19 protein-coding genes and 1 pseudogene are annotated in these 18,496 nt (G+C 72.8%); 10 read left to right on the top strand and 10 right to left on the bottom strand.

What is annotated here, in order from left to right; genetic code table 11:
• Positions 1-17 precede the first annotated feature (17 nt).
• The 5 genes and pseudogenes from VK501_RS28860 to corA all read right to left on the bottom strand — a co-directional run bounded on the left by VK501_RS28860 (position 18) and on the right by corA (position 4,973).
• Positions 18-245: an acetoacetate decarboxylase family protein gene (locus VK501_RS28860; RefSeq protein ID WP_349261077.1), complete on the bottom strand. Its 228-nt coding sequence runs from the start codon at positions 243-245 to the stop codon at positions 18-20.
• Positions 246-248: 3 nt separating this feature from the next.
• Positions 249-304 (bottom strand): annotated as a pseudogene (locus VK501_RS29015) (hypothetical protein); the annotation flags it as partial.
• A gap of 4 nt (positions 305-308) precedes the next feature.
• Complete coding sequence (locus VK501_RS27765) at positions 309-599, bottom strand: hypothetical protein (RefSeq protein ID WP_324343301.1); 291 nt, start codon at positions 597-599, stop codon at positions 309-311.
• 78 nt (positions 600-677) lie between these two features.
• Entirely contained in the window at positions 678-3,656 is a 2,979-nt protein-coding gene (locus VK501_RS27760; protein WP_349261076.1) for an FAD-binding and (Fe-S)-binding domain-containing protein, read from the bottom strand.
• 333 nt (positions 3,657-3,989) lie between these two features.
• The gene (corA, locus tag VK501_RS27755; RefSeq protein WP_324343299.1) at positions 3,990-4,973 is read right to left on the bottom strand and encodes a magnesium/cobalt transporter CorA; all 984 of its coding nucleotides are present in this window, start codon (positions 4,971-4,973) and stop codon (positions 3,990-3,992) included.
• Positions 4,974-5,087: 114 nt separating this feature from the next.
• Between corA and VK501_RS27750 the strand changes: the two genes are divergently transcribed.
• Positions 5,088-5,267, top strand: coding sequence for a hypothetical protein (locus VK501_RS27750; protein WP_324343298.1), 180 nt, complete (start codon positions 5,088-5,090; stop codon positions 5,265-5,267).
• A 73-nt stretch (positions 5,268-5,340) separates the two neighbouring features.
• The gene (locus VK501_RS27745; protein WP_324343297.1) at positions 5,341-6,162 is read left to right on the top strand and encodes an SDR family oxidoreductase; all 822 of its coding nucleotides are present in this window, start codon (positions 5,341-5,343) and stop codon (positions 6,160-6,162) included.
• A 72-nt stretch (positions 6,163-6,234) separates the two neighbouring features.
• On the opposite strand, the gene VK501_RS27740 is transcribed toward VK501_RS27745, so the two are convergent.
• The gene (locus tag VK501_RS27740) at positions 6,235-6,828 is read right to left on the bottom strand and encodes a dihydrofolate reductase family protein (protein ID WP_324343296.1); all 594 of its coding nucleotides are present in this window, start codon (positions 6,826-6,828) and stop codon (positions 6,235-6,237) included.
• Between the two features lie 165 nt (positions 6,829-6,993).
• Here VK501_RS27740 and VK501_RS27735 point away from each other — a divergent pair, with 165 nt between their 5' ends.
• A complete protein-coding gene (locus VK501_RS27735; RefSeq protein ID WP_324343295.1) occupies positions 6,994-7,944 on the top strand; it encodes a hypothetical protein in 951 nt (316 codons plus the stop codon).
• Positions 7,945-7,961: 17 nt separating this feature from the next.
• On the opposite strand, the gene VK501_RS27730 is transcribed toward VK501_RS27735, so the two are convergent.
• The 4 genes from VK501_RS27730 to VK501_RS27715 form a co-directional block, all read right to left on the bottom strand.
• A complete protein-coding gene (locus VK501_RS27730) occupies positions 7,962-8,645 on the bottom strand; it encodes a GntR family transcriptional regulator (protein WP_324343294.1) in 684 nt (227 codons plus the stop codon).
• Between the two features lie 63 nt (positions 8,646-8,708).
• Positions 8,709-9,644, bottom strand: a complete 936-nt coding sequence (locus tag VK501_RS27725) for an ROK family protein (RefSeq protein ID WP_324343293.1) — start codon at positions 9,642-9,644, stop codon at positions 8,709-8,711.
• Positions 9,641-10,384, bottom strand: coding sequence for an SDR family oxidoreductase (locus VK501_RS27720; RefSeq protein WP_324343292.1), 744 nt, complete (start codon positions 10,382-10,384; stop codon positions 9,641-9,643). The genes VK501_RS27725 and VK501_RS27720 overlap by 4 nt, the downstream gene beginning before the upstream one ends.
• Before the next feature lie 2 nt (positions 10,385-10,386).
• Positions 10,387-11,253 carry a sugar-binding transcriptional regulator gene (locus VK501_RS27715; RefSeq protein WP_324343291.1) on the bottom strand — a complete coding sequence of 289 codons (867 nt, stop codon included), beginning with the start codon at positions 11,251-11,253 and terminating at the stop codon, positions 10,387-10,389.
• A gap of 26 nt (positions 11,254-11,279) precedes the next feature.
• Here VK501_RS27715 and VK501_RS27710 point away from each other — a divergent pair, with 26 nt between their 5' ends.
• From VK501_RS27710 to VK501_RS27680, 7 genes are all read left to right on the top strand, one after another.
• Positions 11,280-12,662 carry an FAD-dependent oxidoreductase gene (locus VK501_RS27710; protein WP_324343290.1) on the top strand — a complete coding sequence of 461 codons (1,383 nt, stop codon included), beginning with the start codon at positions 11,280-11,282 and terminating at the stop codon, positions 12,660-12,662.
• Positions 12,659-13,252 carry a bifunctional 4-hydroxy-2-oxoglutarate aldolase/2-dehydro-3-deoxy-phosphogluconate aldolase gene (locus VK501_RS27705; protein ID WP_324343289.1) on the top strand — a complete coding sequence of 198 codons (594 nt, stop codon included), beginning with the start codon at positions 12,659-12,661 and terminating at the stop codon, positions 13,250-13,252. The genes VK501_RS27710 and VK501_RS27705 overlap by 4 nt, the downstream gene beginning before the upstream one ends.
• An 80-nt stretch (positions 13,253-13,332) precedes the next feature.
• A complete protein-coding gene (locus VK501_RS27700; protein ID WP_324343288.1) occupies positions 13,333-14,403 on the top strand; it encodes a Gfo/Idh/MocA family oxidoreductase in 1,071 nt (356 codons plus the stop codon).
• The gene (locus VK501_RS27695) at positions 14,400-15,194 is read left to right on the top strand and encodes an SIS domain-containing protein (RefSeq protein WP_324343287.1); all 795 of its coding nucleotides are present in this window, start codon (positions 14,400-14,402) and stop codon (positions 15,192-15,194) included. The genes VK501_RS27700 and VK501_RS27695 overlap by 4 nt, the downstream gene beginning before the upstream one ends.
• 111 nt (positions 15,195-15,305) lie before the next feature.
• Positions 15,306-16,103 (top strand): 3-oxoacyl-ACP reductase FabG, encoded by a 798-nt coding sequence (locus VK501_RS27690; protein ID WP_324343286.1) that lies wholly within the window; start codon positions 15,306-15,308, stop codon positions 16,101-16,103.
• Between the two features lie 10 nt (positions 16,104-16,113).
• Positions 16,114-17,697, top strand: coding sequence for an acyl CoA:acetate/3-ketoacid CoA transferase (locus VK501_RS27685; protein ID WP_324343285.1), 1,584 nt, complete (start codon positions 16,114-16,116; stop codon positions 17,695-17,697).
• Positions 17,694-18,458: an enoyl-CoA hydratase/isomerase family protein gene (locus VK501_RS27680; protein ID WP_324343284.1), complete on the top strand. Its 765-nt coding sequence runs from the start codon at positions 17,694-17,696 to the stop codon at positions 18,456-18,458. Before VK501_RS27685 ends, VK501_RS27680 begins: the two co-directional genes overlap by 4 nt.
• Positions 18,459-18,496: the final 38 nt, after the last annotated feature.

Here is an 18,496-nt window from a genome sequence, read left to right as displayed (position 1 = left end):
ACGTATTACAAGGCGCTCTACACCAGATAGTCGTGGACCACTTCTCCTATCTGGAGGGTGACGTCCGACACCGTGTGGGTCACCGACACGATGTCCCGCACCGGAAGCTCCGCCAAGGGTGCGAGCGCGTGCTGGTACAGCTCCAGTGCCCCAGGTCCTGTGTATGCCTCCTTGACGACGACATTCCCATATCGCCGTCCAGGCGGAGCATCGGCGCCCCGAACTTCTTCGGCAGCCCCCAGCATTCGCGGCCCTGGAGGACCGCGGCGACGCTGCCCGCGTACATCGCCGGCCGGAAGAGGATCGGCTCACCGCTCAGCTCGGCGCTGATGCTCTGCGCGACCTCGTAGTAATCGCCCAGCTTCGGCGCCCAGGCCGATCGCGAACAGCTGCCGTGGGGCCGGGGCGGGCGAGCCCAGGTCAGCTGGGTCGAAGGCGGATGCGCCGGACAAGTCCGCCTGATCGGCCCAGGCGCGGAACTCCGCCCACCGGGAGTAGATCGCCTGCGGGTCGGCGGGGAAGCGGCCGCCGCTGGCCTGCTCGACATCCACTGCCCGGCCGTCGGCCACGACGACCAGGCGGCCAGAGAGATTCGCCATGCGCATTGTCTGCTCCCGATGTGGTTGAGGATTGGACGTCCGGGCCGGGCACCCCGCAGCCCGGCGTGAGGTCGTGGATCAGCGCCGCCTTCGGGACGGCGCACCGTGCGCGTCTCGCGGTCGCTCAGCATCCGGTCGGGTGGCGCGCTCGAGTTCGATCAGGACGGAGCGGTACGGGCGCCCGGTCGCGTGCTGCATGCCGATCTCACAGGTGCGGTTGGCCGACAGGTATGCGTCGAAGTCCCGCTCGGCCACCTCGGCGGCCTCGTGCATCGTGGCCGTCTCGGTCAGCTCCTTGTGCAGCATGCCGCGGTCGCCGGCGAACCCGCAGCACTCCGCGTTTGCGGGAACCTGCACCTCGCGGGCACAGGCGGCCGCGAGGGTGCGCAAGTGATCGTCGTCGCCCAGATGGCGCATCGAGCAGGTGGGATGGACCACCGCGCTGTCGATCTGACGCGTGATCGCCAGATTCGGCAACAGCTCGTCGACGGCCCAGGCGATCGAGTCGACGACCGTGAGCGCGGCGTGCCTGCGGAGGTTGTCCGGTGTCAAGTACGGCCGGATCTCCTGCGCGATGCCGAGCGTGCACGACGAAGCGTCGACCACGAGCGGCAGCCGCCCGCCGTCGGTCCACTCCCAGGCCTTCTCGACGATGCGGTTGGCCATCACCGTATTGCCCTCGTCGTAACCCTTGGAATGCCAGATGGTCGCGCAGCAGGAACCGGTGATGTCCGGCGGAATCCACACCGGCCGCCCAGCCCTGCGTGACACCTCGACGACGGCCTTCGGCAGGGATTCGCCCACCGGGCCGGCGAAGATCCGATTGACACAGGCCACGTAGTACACGGCAGCAGCCGCGGCCCGGTCGGTCGGAGGCAGACCCCGGCTGGCCGGAGCGGGAATCTCGGGGAGCCATTCGGGGACCAGCTCCGGCGAGATCAGTTTGCGGACTGCCGCGGTGAGGCTCTCCAGCACCCGGTCACTGAGGTGGTCCGCGACGCCGAGGGCCGCCCGGACCGACCGCTCGGCGACCGAGAACGCCCTCGCGACCCGGGCCGCGTTGCGCTCCTCGCGGGCGGAGTGCCGTAGGTGGCGGAAGCTCTTCATCATGGCGCCGGTGTCGATGCCGACCGGACAGGCGATCATGCAGGTCGAGTCGCCGGCGCAGGTGTCGACCGCGTCGTAGCCATAGGAGTCCAGCAGCGTGTCCATCACCGTGGAATGAGCGGGCTGGCGCAGCATCTCGCGGCGGAGCACGATGCGCTGGCGCGGCGTGGTCGTCAGGTCGCGGCTCGGGCAGACGGGCTCGCAGAAGCCGCACTCGATGCAGGGGTCGGCGACGGCCTCGATGGTCGGGATCGTCTTGAGACCGTGCAGGTGAGCCCGTGGTTCGCGGTTGAGCACGACCCCGGGGGCGAGCACGCCATCGGGGTCCAGGGTCTGCTTCACCCGCCACATCACCTCCGTCGCACGGGCGCCCCATTCCAGTTCGAGGAACGGCGTCATGTTGCGTCCGGTGGCGTGCTCTGCCTTCAGCGAGCCGTCGAATCGGCGTACGGTCATGGTGCAGAAGTCCTGCATGAACGCCGCGTAGCGCTGGACGTCGTCGGGCTGGGCTGCGTCGAATGCGAGCAGGAAGTGCAGGTTGCCGTGCGCGGCGTGGCCTGCGACCGCCGCGTCGAAGCCGTGTTTGCGCTGCAACTCGCACAGCGCCACACAGGCGTCGGCCAGTTGCGAGGGCAGCACCGCGAAGTCCTCGGTGATCAAGGTCGTCCCGGCGGGCCGCGCCTTGCCGACCGCCGTCATGAACGCTTCGCGGGCATGCCAGTACGTGCGGATCGTGCGGGCATCCTCGGTGAAGCGGTTGGTGACCGACGGGACGGGAGACACGAGGGTCAGCTGCTCCCGGATCGCCGCAGCGGCTTGCTGGTCGTGGCGGTGCGCCTCGGCGTCTGCGGCGCGGAACTCGACCAGCAGAGCGGTCACGCTCCGCGGCAGGTCGGCCCAGTCACCGGGGACCCCAGCCACACTCGCGCAGGCGCGCAGCGTGTTGCCGTCCATCACCTCGATCGCGCGCGCCCCCGCATCGGCGAACAGCGGCACGGCCGCCGCGGCGTCGGTCAGCGTCGGGAAGAACAGCATGGCCGTGTGGGTCAAGCGGTCCAAGGCGACCGTGTCGAACACCGTCTCGGCGATGAAGCCCAGGGTGCCCTCCGAGCCGACCATCAGCCCGCGCAGGATCTGTACCGGCGTGGTCCCGTCCAGGAACGCGTCGAGCCGGTAGCCGCTGGTGTTCTTGAGCCGGTACTTCTTGCGGATGCGGGCGACGAGCACGCTGTCGCTCTCGATCTCGTCCTTCAGTGCCGTCAGCCTGTCGCACAGCTCGGGCTCGGCTTCGCGGAGCCGCGCATCGGCGTGCGGATCCGCGGTGTCCACCACCGTGCCCGATGCCAGGACGAACGTGAGCGAGGACAGCAGCTTGTAGGAGTTGCGCGTCACGCCGGCCGTCATGCCGGAGGCGTTGTTGGCCACGACGCCGCCGACCGTGCACGCGTTGGAGCTCGCCGGATCAGGTCCCATCAAGCGACCGTGCCGGGCCAGCGTGACGTTGGCGCGTCCCACGGTGGTGCCTGGCCTGATCCTGGCTTGGGCGCCCCCGTTGAGGACTTCGACGCCGGTCCAGTGGCGGCGCACGTCGACCAGGATGTCCTCGCCTTGCGACTGTCCGTTCAACGAGGTGCCGGCCGCGCGAAACACGATCTCGCGGTGGTGCTCGCGGGCGTACCGGAGGACCGCGGCGACATCGTCGACCGTCTCGGCGATCACGACCACCTGCGGGACGAAGCGGTATGGACTGGCGTCGGAGGCGTATCGCACCAGGTCGGACAGCTTGTGCAGGACCTTGCGGTCGCCAAGGAGGCGGATGAGGTCCTCGCGGAGGGCGTCCGGCGTGCCAGCTGCACGCTCCTCGGTCACCCGGTCGGCGTGTGGACCGTCGGTTCCGGTCGGTCGCAGCGCTCCGGGTTTCGGACCGGCGGCGTTCCTGCGGAGGCGCATCGCCTAGCCGGCTCCGGTCGTCGGGCGGGCGACCTGGCCGCCGGACAGGTTGCTGCCCGCGGATTCCTGGATGTTGGTGAGCCAGTTGCGCGGGCCGCCGCCGCCAGCCACCAGACGGTGAGGCGTGCGATCACGGGCGCAACTCGCCGGGGCTGATGCGGCCACTTTCGATGCTCCTTCCAGGTCGACGGCTCGGTATGCGCGGCTGATGGGCGGCCACGCTGTAACCGTCGCGGACAGGCAGGCCGCTCGCATCGGTCAATCACCGCACGCGTGTCCCTAGTCGCGCGGGCCGGTCACCTGGTCCGTGCGCGCCTGGCGCACTGGATTCGGTCAGATCCAGCTGCGACGCTTGAAGACCATGTACAACGTGAGCGAGACCATGAACATGAGGACGATCGCGAAGAGGTAGCCGAAGCGCCAGTGCAGCTCGGGCATGTGGTCGAAGTTCATGCCGTAGACCGTGCCGACGAGCGTGGGGGCGAAGAGGATCGCGGCCCAGGCCGAGATCTTCTTGACCTCCTCGTTCTGCGCGTTGGAGACCTCGCTGAGCGCCTTGGTCTCCAGGGTGAGGTTGACGTTGAGGATGTTCTGCAGCAGCTGGCGGAAGCCGTCGGCCTGCTCCTGGACGCGCAGCGCGTGGTCCTGGACGTCGCGCAGGTAGCGGCGCTCCTCGTCGCCGACGTCGGGGTCCTCCATGAGCTGGGCGAGCATTCCGGGCAGCGGCTTGGTGGCGCGCTGGAAGTTGATGACCTCGCGCGTGAGCTCGTAGATGCGGCGTGACGCGTCGGTGGTGATGTCGAAGACGTCGTCCTCGATCTCGTCGATGTCGTTCTCGACGCCGGCGACCACCGGCCCGTAGTCGTCGACGACGCGGTCCATGATCGCGTGCAGCACCGCGACGGGCCCGCGGCGCAGCAGGTCGGGGCGCGCCTCCAGGTCGTGGCGCACGGCCGCGAGGCTCGGGGTCTCACCGTGGCGGACGGTGATCACGAACCGCGGCCCGGCGAAGACATGCACTTCGCCGAACTCGACGGTCTCGCTCTCGTCGATGTAGCGCGCGGGGCGCAGCACGCAGAAGACCGTGTCGCCGTAGCGCTCGAGCTTGGACCGCTGATGCGCGTTGACGGCGTCTTCGACCGCGAGCTCGTGCAGGTCGAACTCGCGGGTGACCCCGACGAACTCCTCGGCGGTCGGACGGTACAGGCCGATCCACGCCATCCCGCCCTGGTCGCGGCAGGCCTGGGCCATCGCCGCCAGGTTCGACGGCTCGGCGACTCGGTGGCCGTCGCGGTAGATGGCGCGGTCGACGATCACGGACGGTCAACGTACTGCGCGAGCCGGTCTCGCGAAGGCGACATGTACGCGATCTGTACGCGCCGGCCCGGGAACGCCACGGTCTCCCCATGCGGGCTGACGCACACTGGGTCCATGCAGCATCGAGAAGACCCCTCACCCGCCGGCGTCGCCCACCCCGACGCCCAGCACGCGTCGCTCCATGCGGGCTCCGACGCCGTGGGCCTGGCGCCGCACGTCGGCGACCATCACTTCTGCCATCCCAACGTCGCGCCCGTGTCGCGACCGGTCCCCGCCGCGACACGGCAGTGGTGATGGCGGCCGGCGCGCGGCCAACAGAGTGGATCGAGCCACCCCGCACGACACGACGATGGGCCATCATCAGCGCATGGAGCTCAAGGACAGGACCGCGCTGCTGACCGGCGCCGCCGGCGGCATCGGCACCGCGACGGCACAGCGGCTCGCCCGTGAGGGCACGCGCCTGGTGCTCACCGGCCGCGACCAGGCCGCGCTCGAGACCCTGCGGGCGTCGCTGCCGGGCAGCAGTCACATCGTGCTCGTCGCCGACCTCGGCGACCGCGGGCAGGTCGACGGGCTCATCGCCCGGGCCGCGGCCGCGGCGACGGCCCCGATCGACGTGCTCGTCAACAACGCCGGCATCGAGCTGTCGGCGACCTACCACCGCCTCACCGCTGCCGACATCGAGCGGATGATCGCCGTCAACCTGCTCGCGCCGATGCTGCTGACCCACCAGGCGATCCCCGGGATGCTCGAGCGCGGCCGCGGCGAGGTCGTGCAGATGTCGTCGGTGGCCGGCCTCACCGGCACGGCGTGCTGCGAGCCATATGCGGCGACCAAGGGCGGCCTCGTCCGCTTCACGGAGGCGCTGCGCGCGACCTACGCCGGCACGCCGCTGGGCTTCTCGACTGTCTGCCCCGGCTTCACCCGTGGCGGTGGGATGTACACGCGCATGGAGGAGCAGGGCCACCGCTCCAACGCGCTGCTCGGCACCACGACCGTCGAGGCCGTCGCCGACGCGGTCGTGGCAGCGATCCGCGACGACCGCCCGATCCAGGTCGTCAACGGCCGTCCGCTGCGACCGGTGCCGGCCCTCGCGGCGCTGATGCCGCGCCTCGGCGAGCGCCTCATGGAGCGCACCGGAGCCAACACGATCTTCCGCCGGCTCGCCGCCGCCCGCGAGCCCACCTGACGCCCCACGTCGAGCCGACGCCCCCGGCGGCGACGTCGCCGCCGCCGCCGAGCCCGCCCGACCCCGGGCAGATCAGTCGCGCGCCGGCCGGTAGGTGCAGATCAGGACGCCGGTGCCGGCGGTCGTGGTCGAGACGAGCTCGAGCGGGCGGGCCTGGCCGTCGTCGGGGAAGACCCGCTTGCCGCCACCGAGCAGGATCGGCTCGATCATCAGCACGTACTCGTCGACGAGGTCGTGCTCGACCAGCTGCTTGGCGAATGCCGAGCTGCCCCAGATCTGCAGCCCCTTGCCCTCGCGTGCCCGCAGCTCGCGGACCGCGCCGATCGCGTCGTCGCCGGGCAGCAGGGTGGAGCCCGACCAGGTGAGGTCGTCCTGGGTGAGCGTGCGTGAGGCCACGTACTTGGGGATCTCGTTCATGCGGTCGGCGAAGGGATCCCCGGCGCGGTCGGGCCAGGCCGCGGCCATGTTCTGCCACGTGCGCCGTCCGTACAGCAGCGCGTCGCTGCGGTCCATGATCTCGCTCACGACGGGACCCATCGCCTCGACGTCGAAGTACGGGCCAGACCAGCCGCCGTGGGCGAAGCCGCCGTCGTCGTCCTCGCCGGGCCCACCCGGCGCCTGCACGACGCCGTCGAGGCTGATGAAGTCGCTGAGGATGATCTGCATTGGTGCTCCCTTGCTCGGTTGTCGGGCGTGTGTCAACAGGTAGACGGGTGCCGCGCGGCGGAATCATCGCATCGCGCGTTCACCTCACGCCCCCGAGCGGTTGAGAGATTGCCGGCCCGTGCAGCGGTCATGGGTCCATCATCGATTCTCGATTATGCTGGCGGAATGAGCTCCGGATCACCCTGGACGGCGTCCCGGGCACGTGCCGTCGACCAGATCGCCGGCGACGACGGGGTGGTGGTCGGCGCCGCCGTCGACCACCGTGACTCCCTGTCGGTCGCCCTGCGGCGGCGCGGTCTTCCCGATCCGAGCCCGGAGGAGCTCACGGAGCTCAAGGTGCGTGTCGCGAGGGTCTTGGCGTCGGAGGCCAGCGTGGTCCTGCTGGACGCCGAGTTCTCGGCGGCACAGGCGCTCGCCGCCGGCGCGGTGCCCCGCCGCACGGGGCTCGTCGTGCCGTTGGAGGCGCAGGGCTACGGCGACGGAGGGGACATCCGCCGGACGAGCCTGCTCCCCGGATGGGATCCGCAGAAGGCGGCCGCCCTTGGGGCGTCCGGCTGCAAGCTGCTGCTGCCCTACCGCCCCGACGTGCCGCAGCAGCGAGGCCACCAGGACGAGGTCGTCGAGCAGGTGGTCGGTGCGTGCCGCCGGGCCGGCGTCGCGCTGGTGCTCGAGCCCATCGTCTATCCGCGCGACGGCGAGGAGCTCCCGGCGGAGCGGTTCTCGGAGCTGGTGACCGAGACCGCCGCCGCGCTGGCGCGGTTTCGCCCGGAGATCCTCAAGCTGCAGTACCCCGGCTCGGCCGGCGCGTGCGCCGAGGTCGACCGCGCCTGCGGTCCGGAGGTCCCGTGGGTCCTGCTGGGCGGGGGCGCCGACGCCGAGGTCCTGATCGGGCAGATCGAGGAGGCATGCGCCGCCGGCGCCAGCGGCTTCATCGTCGGACGGACGCTCTTCGATCCCGGCCTGGTGGCCGACGCCGAGGCGTCGGTGCGCGCGCTGCGGGAGGAGTCGGTGCCGATGTTCGCCCGCATGGCGGCCGCGGCGCGGCGCCATGCGCGGCCGTGGCGTGAGCGGGTCGGGGCCATTCCCGCACCGGCGCTGGGCTGGTACCGCGACTGATCGGCGGCCCCGCCGCCTCAGCTGTGGCGCCCGCGCTGCTCGATCAGCAGCTTGCCGAACATCTCGACATGGCCGCGGATCTCCCGCCCCGCCGCCTTGGCGTTCCGGCGGCGCAGCGCTTCGAGGATGGGCCGGTGGAGCTCCGCCGCCTTCTCAGGGGGAAGGCCGGTGCCGAGCGCCGTGATGGTCGTGCGCGCATCGACCTGCAGCGAGTCCCAGATCTCGATCAGCCGGGAGTTGCCGGACGCCTCGACGATCAACCGGTGGAAGCGAACGTCGTGCTCGACCTGCTCGCGGACGTCGTGCGCGTTGGCCATGCCCTCGATCTCGGCCTCCAGGGCGGCGACGTCGCCGTCGAGGCGCTTCGCCGCCTCCCGGGCGGCGACCTCCTCGAGCGCGGCGCGGATGGGGAAGACCTCGATGAGCTCGTCGTCGCTGACCTCGCGCACCCACGTTCCGCGGAAGGAGGCCGACTCGACGAACCGCAGGAGCTCGAGCTCGCGCAGCGCCTCCCTCACGGGCGCCTGGCTCGTCCCGAGCTCCTGGGCGATCCGCGTCTCGATCAGGCGGTCACCCGGCGCGTAGACGCCCGACAGGATGCGATCGAGCAGGAGGGTCTTGACCTGATCGCGCAGGACGGTGCGACCGATGCCCAGGGCGGATGGCTTGGGTCGCGCGACGCTTGGATCCTTGGCGGCCATCCCATCATCTTCGCAGCGGACGAGGCAGGATCGATGATCGACCACCGATGACGAGGCCGGGCCTCAGCGACGAACGGAGGCGCGCATGCTCGACCCGTCGGCGTCGGGCGCCTCGTGACGCCACAGCGCCGCGCCGACCGCCCCGGCCGACGGGCCGAGCTCGGCGGCGGCGATCGTCAGCGCGTCGGTGGGGCACACCCGGGCGCGGGCGACGATCTCCCGGCGCAGCGGCGCGAGCAGCAGCTCGCCCGCCTCGGCCACGCCGCCGCCGACGACGATGCGATCGGGCCAGAGGAGGACGGCCGCCCCGCCCAGCGCGACCCCGACGGCCCGGGCGGCGTGCTCGAGCGCGGCGCGGGCGCGCGCATCGCCACCCCGCGCCGCCGCGATCACCTCCCGGACGGTCGCGCGCCCGGCGCGCGCCGCGATCGCGGCGGCACCCGCCACGCGGTCCAGGCATCCGCGGTTGCCGCACCCGCACGGCGGCCCGTCCGGCTCGACGATCGTGTGGCCGATCTCGCCCGCGTGGCCGAGCCCGAGGTGCAGGCGCCGGTCGACGACGACGCCGCCGCCGACGCCCGTGCCGAGCGTGACGCACACCATCGTGCGCGCCCCGCGCCCGGCGCCCATCCGCAGCTCGGCGAGCGTCAGCGCTCGCGCGTCGTTGATCAACAGGACCGGCAGGCCCAGCCGCTCGGCCACCGGCCCGGCGATCGGCCGGCCGACCCAGTCGCCCGCGAGGTTGGGGAGGATCACGCCGGCCCCGGTCTCGGCGTCGAAATGGCCGGGCACGCCGAGGCCGACGCCCTGCGGCGGCCCGAACGGCGCGACCGTGGCCTGCGCCAGCCGCGCGACGCGCGCGAGGACCGCGTCCGGCCCCTCCTCGGACCGTGTCGGCTCCGAGGCGGTCGCCAGCACCCGCGGCTCGCCGCCGTCGATCTCGACCACGGCGCACTTGATGTTCGTGCCGCCCAGGTCGAGCCCGACGCAGACGGTCATCGCGCGGTCCAGCCCCCGTCGACGGGGAGCACCGCGCCGGTCACGAAGCGCGCGCCGGGGCCGGCGAGGTAGGCGACCGCCTCGGCGACGTCGTCGGGCGTCCCGAGGTCGCCGGTCAGCGGCTGGAGCTCGGCCAGGCGCCCGCGGATCCGGTCGTCGCCCTGGGCGCGGGCGCTCATCGGCGTCGCGACGAGCCCGGGCGCGACGACGTTGCAGGCGATGCCGTCGGGTGCGTAGGCCACCGCCATCGAGCGCGTGAGCGACACGATGGCGCCCTTGCCGGCGGCGTAGGCATGGGTCGCGAAGTCGGGGTCGCCGCCGACGAGCCCGAGCACCGACGCCAGGTTGACGATCGCCCCGCCGCCGCGGGCCCGCAGCACGGGAACGGCGTGCTTGCAGACGAGGAAGACCGAGGTGAGGTTGGCCTCCATCACCGCGTTCCACCCCTCGAGCGGGATGTCCTCCACCAGGCCGTCGCCGAGCCGGCGCCCGCTGATGCCGGCGCCGTTGAACACCACGTCGAGGCCGCCGTGGCGCTCGACCGCCGCGGCGATCGCCGCGGCCACCTGCGGCTCGTCGGTGACGTCCGCCTGCACCGGGTCGATCGCGGCGCCGGTCCGAACGCCGCGCAGGTCGCGGTCGACGGCGACGACCTGCGCGCCTTCGCGCACCAGCACGCGCGCGACCGCGCCCCCGATGCCGCCGCCGGCGCCGGTCACGAGCGCCACCCGGCCGGCCATGGTCACGCCTCTCCTCGCAGCGCGTGGCGCGCGGTCGCGGCGTCGGTGACCAGCGCGTCGAGCAGGCCCGAGCACAGCGCGCCGCGCACGGCGGCGTGCTTGGCCGGGCCGCCGGCCGACGCCAGCACGCGCGTCGCGGCGAGCTGGTCGCGCGACATGGAGATCGCGCGGTCGGCCGCGGCGGTGTCGACGAAGCGGCCGCCGGCGTCGAAGGCGTGCACGAGCACGTGACCCACGGCATCGGCGGGCGCGCCGGCCAGCCGCCCGGCCGCCCCGACGCCGGCGAGCACCAGATCGAGGCGGTCGAACAGCTCGACGGTGGGTCGGACGACCTCGTTGGCCAGCAACTCGTCGCGGGCACGGCGGCTGGCCATCGCGGGCGCGGGGAGCGCGTGCAGCCGGCCGCCGAGGCGCTCGGCGAAGCGCAGCGCGAGCTCGGTCGGGCCGGTCCCCGGCTCCAGACCGGGGACGGCGCCGCAGACCTGCACGACCTCGGTGCCGGCCCCGGGGCGCTCGGGCAGCTCGGCCGCCACCTGCTGCAGCGTCGCGCCCCACGCGACGCCGAGCCTGCCGCCTTCGGGCAGCAGCTCGGGCAGCCATGCGGCGGTCGCCCGGGGGATGAGCGCCGCGTCGCCGACGACCACCGCGAAGTCGATCCCGTAGCGCGCCTCGAGCGCCCGCGACAGCTCGCCGTCGACCTCGACCGGGTCGTGGATCTCGACGCGCACGATGCCCTCGCTGCGCGCCTGGTCGAGCAGGCGGGCGACCTTGAAGCGCGAGATCCCCAGCCGCTGCGCGATCTCGCGCTTGGTGACGTCCTGCTCGAAGTACAGGCGGGCGACGTGGGCTTTGGCGATCTCCTGCGACACGCTCATAGGAGCATATACTCGCTCAGATGAGCACCGCAGGCCGGCCTCCCATGCCGCCGCGAGACCGAGCCCTCAGGGCGAGGTCTCGCACGGGAACCGAGCCCTCAGGGCGAGCGTTCCCCTACGAGGTCGACGTCCTCGTCGTCGGCGCAGGATCGGCCGGCTCCACCGCCGCGATCGCCGCGGCGCGCACGGGCGCCCGCACGCTCCTCGTCGACCGCCTCGGGTTCCTCGGCGGCATCTCGACGAGCGTGCTCGACACCTTCTACGCCTTCTACACCCCGGGCGCCCGGCCCCGCAAGGTCGTCAGCGGCATCCCCGACGACGTCGTGCAGCGCCTCGCCGCCGAGGACGCCGTCTTCGAACGGCCCAACACCTACGGCGCCGGCACCGGCCTGACCTATGACCCGGAGGTGCTCAAGCGCACCTGGGAGGAGCTCGTGCTCGCGGCCGGCGCGCAGGTCCTGCTGCACAGCATCGCCTGTGCGGTGCGCGCCGACGCGCAGGGACGCGTGGCCGAGGTCGACGTGCTCACCCGCGGCGGCCCGCGCACCGTGCGCGCCGGCGCGGTGGTCGACGCCTCGGGCGACGCTGACGTCGTCCACCTCGCCGGCGGGTCCTACGAGTCGCCGGCCGACGGCCACGAGGTGCAGTCCCTGTCGACCGTCTTCCGCATGGCCGGCGTCGACGTGGCTCGTGCGCAGGCGGTGCCCAAGGAGGAGATGTGGCGGCTGATGCGCGAGGCCTCGGAGTCCGGCCGCTACCGCCTGCCGCGCCTCGAAGGCTCGGTGCACCGCACCCCGCAGGAGGGCGTGATGATGGCCTTGATGACGCGGATGGGCGGCGTGGATCCGACCGACCCCGAGCAGCTCACCGCCGCCGAGATCGAGGGCCGGCGTCAGTGCCATGAGTACTTCCGGTTCCTGCGCGAGCACGTGCCCGGCTACGAGCGGGCGGTGCTCGTGAGCACCAGCCCGGCCATCGGCATCCGCGAGAGCCGGCGCATCGTGGGCGACCACATGCTCAGCGTCGACGAGTGCCTGGCCGCGACCGCGTTCCCCGATCAGATCGCGCGGTGCGGCGCGCCGATCGAGGACCACCACGCGGGCCGCGACACGCGCTGGGTCTACGTGCCGGAGGGCGAGACGTACGGGATCCCGTACCGCAGCCTGCTGCCCGCAGGCGTCGAAGGCGTCGTCGTCGCCGGGCGCTGCTTCTCGGCCACCCACGACGCGCACGCGTCGGCCCGCTCGATGGGCACGTGCATGGCGATGGGCCAGGCCGCGGGCACGGCCGCCGCGCTCGCCGCCGCCGCCGGGGGCACGCCGCGATCGGTCGGACCGGACGCCGTCCGCACGCGCCTGCGCAGCGACGGCGCGGACGTCGGCGACCTGGCGCAGACCGCATGAGCGCGATCGAGCGCATCGCCGCCGGCCGCGTCGTCGCCGTCCTGCGCCGCGTCGGCGACGTGGGCGCCCTGGTCGACGGGCTCGTCGCCGGCGGGATCGACGTGGTCGAGGTGACGATGGACGGCGAGCACGCCGCCGCCCAGATCGCGCAGCTGCGCGCGCGCGGCGACGTGCTCGTGCTGGCCGGCACCGTCCGCACGCCGGCCGACGCGGAGGCGGCCGTCGCGGCCGGCGCCGAGGTGTGCGTGGCGCCGGGCACCGTGCCCGCGACGATCGCCCGCTGCCATGAGCTCGGCGTGCCGATGATCCCCGGGGCGCTCACGCCGACCGAGGTCGAGCGCGCGTGGGCGCTCGGCGTCGCGATGGTCAAGCTGTTTCCGGGCTCGCTGGGCGGCCCGCAGTACGTGCGCGAGCTGCGCGCGCCGCTGCCCGACGTGCCGCTCATGGTCACCGGCGGCGTGACCGCCGAGAACGCCGGGGCGTTCATCGCCGCCGGCGCGACGGCCATCGGCGCTGGCTCCTCACTCGCGGCCGCCGCCGACGTCCCCGCCGCCGCCCGCGCGCTCGCCGCCGCGGCGCGCTCGGCGTAGCCGCGGGCCGGCGCGCCCTTGACATTTCCGCCCGCGGCTGGAAGAAGTAGCCGACCTGTCCATATGTCTAGAGGACCTGCATGACTGACCAACACACGCGTCCCGTCCAGGTCGGCCTGATCGGGTCCGGCTTCGTCTCCGAGTTCTACATGGCCGGCCTCAACGAGGTGCCGGGCGCGCGCGCCGTCGCGAACTACTCGCGCAGCGCCGAGCGCGCCGCCGCCTTCGGGGCCCGGCACGGCATCCCGTCGCAGTACACCGAGATCGCCGACCTGTGCGCCGATCCCGAGGTGCAGCTCGTCGTCATCGGCCTGCCCAACCACCTGCACCTCGAGGCGATCCGCATCGCCGCGCAGGCGGGCAAGGCCATCGTCTGCACCAAGCCGCTGGCGCGCACCGGTGACGAGGCCGCCGAGATCATGCGCATCGTCCGCGAGGCCGGCGTCATGCACGGCTACGCCGAGACCGAGGTCTTCGCGCCGAACGTCGTGCGCGCCCGCGAGATGATCGAGGCCGGCGCGATCGGCAAGGTCCTGACCGTCCGGGCGCGCGAGGCGCACTCCGGCCCGCACGCCCCGCACTTCTGGGACGCGGACCTCGCCGGCGGCGGCGCGCTGCTGGACATGGGCTGCCACACGATCGAGGCCGCGCGCTACTTCTTCGGCAAGGACGACGTGCCCACAGAGGCGTTCGCGTGGGGCGCCACGATGTCGCACGCCGACAAGACCACCGCCGAGGACAACGCCATCGCGCTGGTCAAGTTCGCCAGCGGCGGCATGTCGATCACCGAGGCGTCGTGGTCGGCCAAGGGCGGCATGGAGCTGCGCAACGAGGTCATGGGCACCGACGGGCGCCTGATCACCGACTCCTCGTCGGTGCCCGTCTGGGGCTTCATCTCCAACCCGGTGGACTACATCGTGGAGAAGGCCGACTCCGAGACCGGCTGGGTCTACCCGCTGCCCGAAGAGGCCTACAACTACGGCTACACGCACGAGCTGCGGCATTTCGTGGACTGCTTCGCCTCGGGCCAGACGCCGCGCGAGACGTTCGCCGACGGCTACGTCGTCAACTGCGCGCTCGACGCCTGCTACCGCTCGATGAAGAGCGGGATCTGGGAGCCGATCGAGCTCGACCCGTCGGTGACCGGGTGAGCGCCGGCGCCGCGTCCGGCTGGATGGACGAAGCGCGCGCGCTGCTCGAGCGCATCCAGGCCACGCAGGACCCGGCGCTGGAGGCGGCGGCCGAGCTGTGCGCGGGCGCGATCGGCGGCGACGGCCTCGTGCACGTGTTCGGCACGGGGCACTCGCGCATCGGAGTGGAGGAGATGTTCCCGCGCTACGGGTCCTACCCCGGCTTCCATCCGATCGCCGAGCTGTCGATGACGTTCCACACCCAGGTCGTGGGCGCCAACGGACAGCGCCAGGCGATGTTCATCGAGCGCGTCGAGGGCCTGGCGGACACGATCCTGGGCAACTTCCAGCTCGCGGCGCCCGACTGCTTCTTGATCTTCAGCGCCGGCGGCCTGGGCGCCGTGTCGGTGGAGATGGCGGCCGGGGCGCGCGCCCGCGGGCTGCCCGTGATCGCGGTGACCTCCGTCACGCAGTCGCGGGCCGGCACGCCGTCGCACTCCAGCGGCGCGCGGCTCATGGACCATGCCGACGTGGTGCTCGACCTGTGCACCCCGGCGCCCGATGCGCTGGTGTCGCTGGACGGCCTCGACGTGCCCGTGGGCCCCGGCTCGACGATCGCCGCCGTGGCGCTGGGCAACGAGCTCAAGGTCCGCACGGCCGCGCGGCTCGTGGCCCAGGGCGCGATGCCGCCCGTGGTCACGAGCGCCTCGGTGGTCGGGCGCGAGCGCGCGGACGAGCTGTTCGACGCCGCCTACGCCGAGCACGCCCGGCGGGCGTCGCGCGTGCTGCGCGGCGCGCAGCACGGCCGCTGACCCCGCGGTCCGCGCGGCGTCGCAGGTCGGTCTTGCCCACCTCCGGGCAACCTGGTACGTTGCTCCGCGGCATCGTGGCAATCGTTTTCCACAGAGAGCGCGGAGGGTCGGATGAATGAGACGCAGCCGGGGGGCGGTGCGGTCGCCGTGGTGCCGGACGGCTCGCTGAGCGGACGGCTGGTGCTCGTCACGGGCGCCAGTCGCGGCATCGGCGCGGCGATCGCGTTGCGCGCCGCACGCGCGGGCGCCGACGTCGCCGTGGCCTACCACGAGCAGGCCGACGGCGCCGAGGCGGTCGCCGATGAGGTCCGCGCGCTCGGGCGCCGCGCCGCCACGTTCGCCGCCGACCTCTCCGACACCGGCCAGGCCCGCGGGATGGTCGCCCGCGTGCAGGACGAGCTCGGCCCGATCCACGGGCTCGTCAACAACGCGGGGATCATGCCCCAGAGCCCGTTCCTCGAGATCTCCGACGAGGAATGGAACGAGGTGCTGAGCACTGACCTGACCGCGGCGTTCGCCTGCAGCCAGGCCGTGCTCCCCGGCATGCTCGAGCGCGGCTCGGGCTCGATCGTGATGATCAGCTCCCGCCTGGGGCAGATCGGCTTCGCCGGGGTCGCCCACTACAGCGTCGCCAAGGCGGGGGTGATCGCGCTGGCCAAGTCGCTGGCGCGCGAGTTCGGTCCGCGCGGCATCCGCGCCAACGCGATCGCGCCCGGCGTCGTGGTCACCGACATGGGCGCGCAGGTCATGGACGGCGAGGTCGGGCGCAAGCGCATGGCCGAGCTCCCGCTCGGCCGGTTCGGCACGCCGCCCGAGATCGCCGAGGGGGTCGTCTTCCTCCTCTCCGACGCCTCGTCGCTGTTCCTGGGCCAGACCCTGAACCCCAACTGCGGCGGGTACATGCCGTGAGCGAGCGCGCATGACCTACGTCGTAGAGGTCCAGGACGCCGTCCGGCTCGTCGCCGACGGCGCCACCGTCATCGTCGGCGGCTCGGGCGCCGGGCATGCCGTCCCGCAGCGCTTCATCGATGCGCTGGCCGAGGTCTTCACCGCCGAGGGCCGGCCGCGGGACCTCACCACCGTGCGCGTGGTCGGCGTCGGCGACTTCGCCGACCGCGGCTTCTCGCAGCTGGCGCTTCCCGGCCTGATGCGCCGCACGATCGGCTCCAACATCGGCAACGAGCCGCGCCTGGGCGAGCTCGTCGAGGCCGGCGAGATCGAGGCGTACTCCTTCCCGCAGGGCGTGCTGTCGCTGCTGTGCCGCGAGATCGCAGGCGGGCGCCCCGGCCTCGTCACCCACATCGGGCTCGACACCTACGTCGACCCGCGCCACACCGGCGGCAAGCAGAACGCGCGAACGACCGAGGACCTCGTCGAAGTGGTCACGCTCCGCGGCCGCGAGTGGCTGCTCTACCACGCGTTCCCCATCGACGTGGCCGTCATCCGGGGCAGCACCGCCGACGAGGACGGCAACCTCACGATGGAGGACGAGGCCGTCCAGGGCGAGATGCTGGCCATGGCGATGGCCGCCCGCAACAGCGGCGGCATCGTGATCGCCGAGGTGCACCGGCTGGCACGGGCCGGCACGCTGCCGATGCGCGCCGTCAAGGTCCCCGGCGCGCTCGTCGACTACGTCTACGTCGACCCCGACCAGACGCAGACCTACGCGACCGCGTACTCGCCGTACTACGCCGGAGCGCTGCGCCGGCCGGCCACCGCCGCACCGCCGCCGCCGCTGGACGTGCGCAAGATCATCGGCCGGCGCTCGCTGCTGGAGTTCCGCGCCGGCGACATCTGCAACCTCGGGTTCGGCATCAGCCAGGGGATCGGCGCGATCGCCTTCGAGGAGGGCATCGCCGACCGGCTCGTGCTCACGGTCGAGCAGGGCATCTTCGGTGGCGTCCCGGTCGCCGGCAACGAGGGCGGCGCGGGCTTCAACTACCAGGCGATGATCGAGCAGCCGTCGATGTTCGACTTCTATGACGGCGGCGGGCTCGACGTGGCCAGCCTCTCGTTCGCCGAGGTCGACCGCCACGGCAACGTCAACGTCCACGCCTTCGAGGGCCGCGTGCGCGGGCCGGGCGGGTTCCCCAACATCAGCGCGCGGACGAAGAAGATCTGCTTCGTGGGCACGCTCACCGCGCGCGGGCTGGACGTCGGCGCCCAGGACGGCCGGCTGCAGATCCGCGCCGAGGGCGCGCTGCCCAAGTTCGTCGACGAGGTGCGCGAGGTCACGTTCAGCGGCCGGCTCGCGCGCAGCAACGGGCAAGAGGTCCGGTTCATCACCGAGCGGGCGGTCTTCGCCCTGCGCGAGGAGGGGGTCACCCTGATCGAGATCGCCGAGGGCATCGACCTGCAGCGCGACGTGCTGGACCAGATGGCGTTCCAGCCGATCGTGCCCGCCGACGTCGGCACGATGGACCCGCGCGTCTTCGGCGCCGGGCCGATGGGGCTGGCCGAGACGCTGCCCGGCCGCGAGACGCCGCAGGAGGCACGGGCGTGATCACGCTCAGCCGCGGCGCGGTCTCCCGGATCGAGCTGGACAACCAGCCGCTCAACCTCGTCACCGGCGAGATGATGGAGCGCCTCGACGCCGTCCTCGACGAGCTCGCGCACGACAGCGAGGTGCGCGCCGTCGTCGTCACCGGCGCCGGGACGCGCGCCTTCTGCGCCGGCTCCGACGTCAAGGAGTTCGAGGGCCTCGCCGGGCGCGTCGCCCGCGGCAAGCTGCTGTATGAGAAGTACGTCTACCGCAAGCTCGCCGAGCTGCCGGTGCCGACGATCGCCGCGATCGAGGGCGACGCGCTCGGCGGCGGCCTCGAGCTGGCGCTGTGCTGCGACCTGCGGGTCGCGAGCGCGCGCGCCAAGCTCGGCATGCCGGAGGTGCGCCTCGGCGTGATCCCCGGCAGTGGCGGCACGCAGCGGCTGCCGGCGGTCGTCGGGCCCGCCCGCGCCAAGGAGCTGATCCTGGTCGGCGAGCTCATCACCGCGCAGCGCGCCGAGTACATCGGGCTCGTCAACGCGGTCGTCGGCGAGGGCGAGGCGCTGGCCGCCGCCACCGACATGGCCCAGCGGATCGCGCAGCGCGGACCCGTCGCGGTCCGCGAGGCCAAGCGCCTGATCGAGCGCGCCCGCGACCTCGACCTCGACGCCGGCATGGCCGCCGAGCTCGACGCCTCCGACCGTGTCTTCGCCAGCGACGACATGCTCGAGGGCGCCCGCGCCTTCTTCGCCAAGCGCCCGCCGCAGTTTCCCGGAGCCTGACGGCTCCCCACCCACCGCACGACTCACCGATCGACCCA

Source organism: Baekduia sp., assembly GCF_035318805.1.
Taxonomy (GTDB): Bacteria; Actinomycetota; Thermoleophilia; order Solirubrobacterales; family Solirubrobacteraceae; genus Baekduia.
The sequence above is the reverse complement of the archived record's forward strand: the minus strand, read 5'-3'. Positions and strand labels throughout refer to the sequence as shown.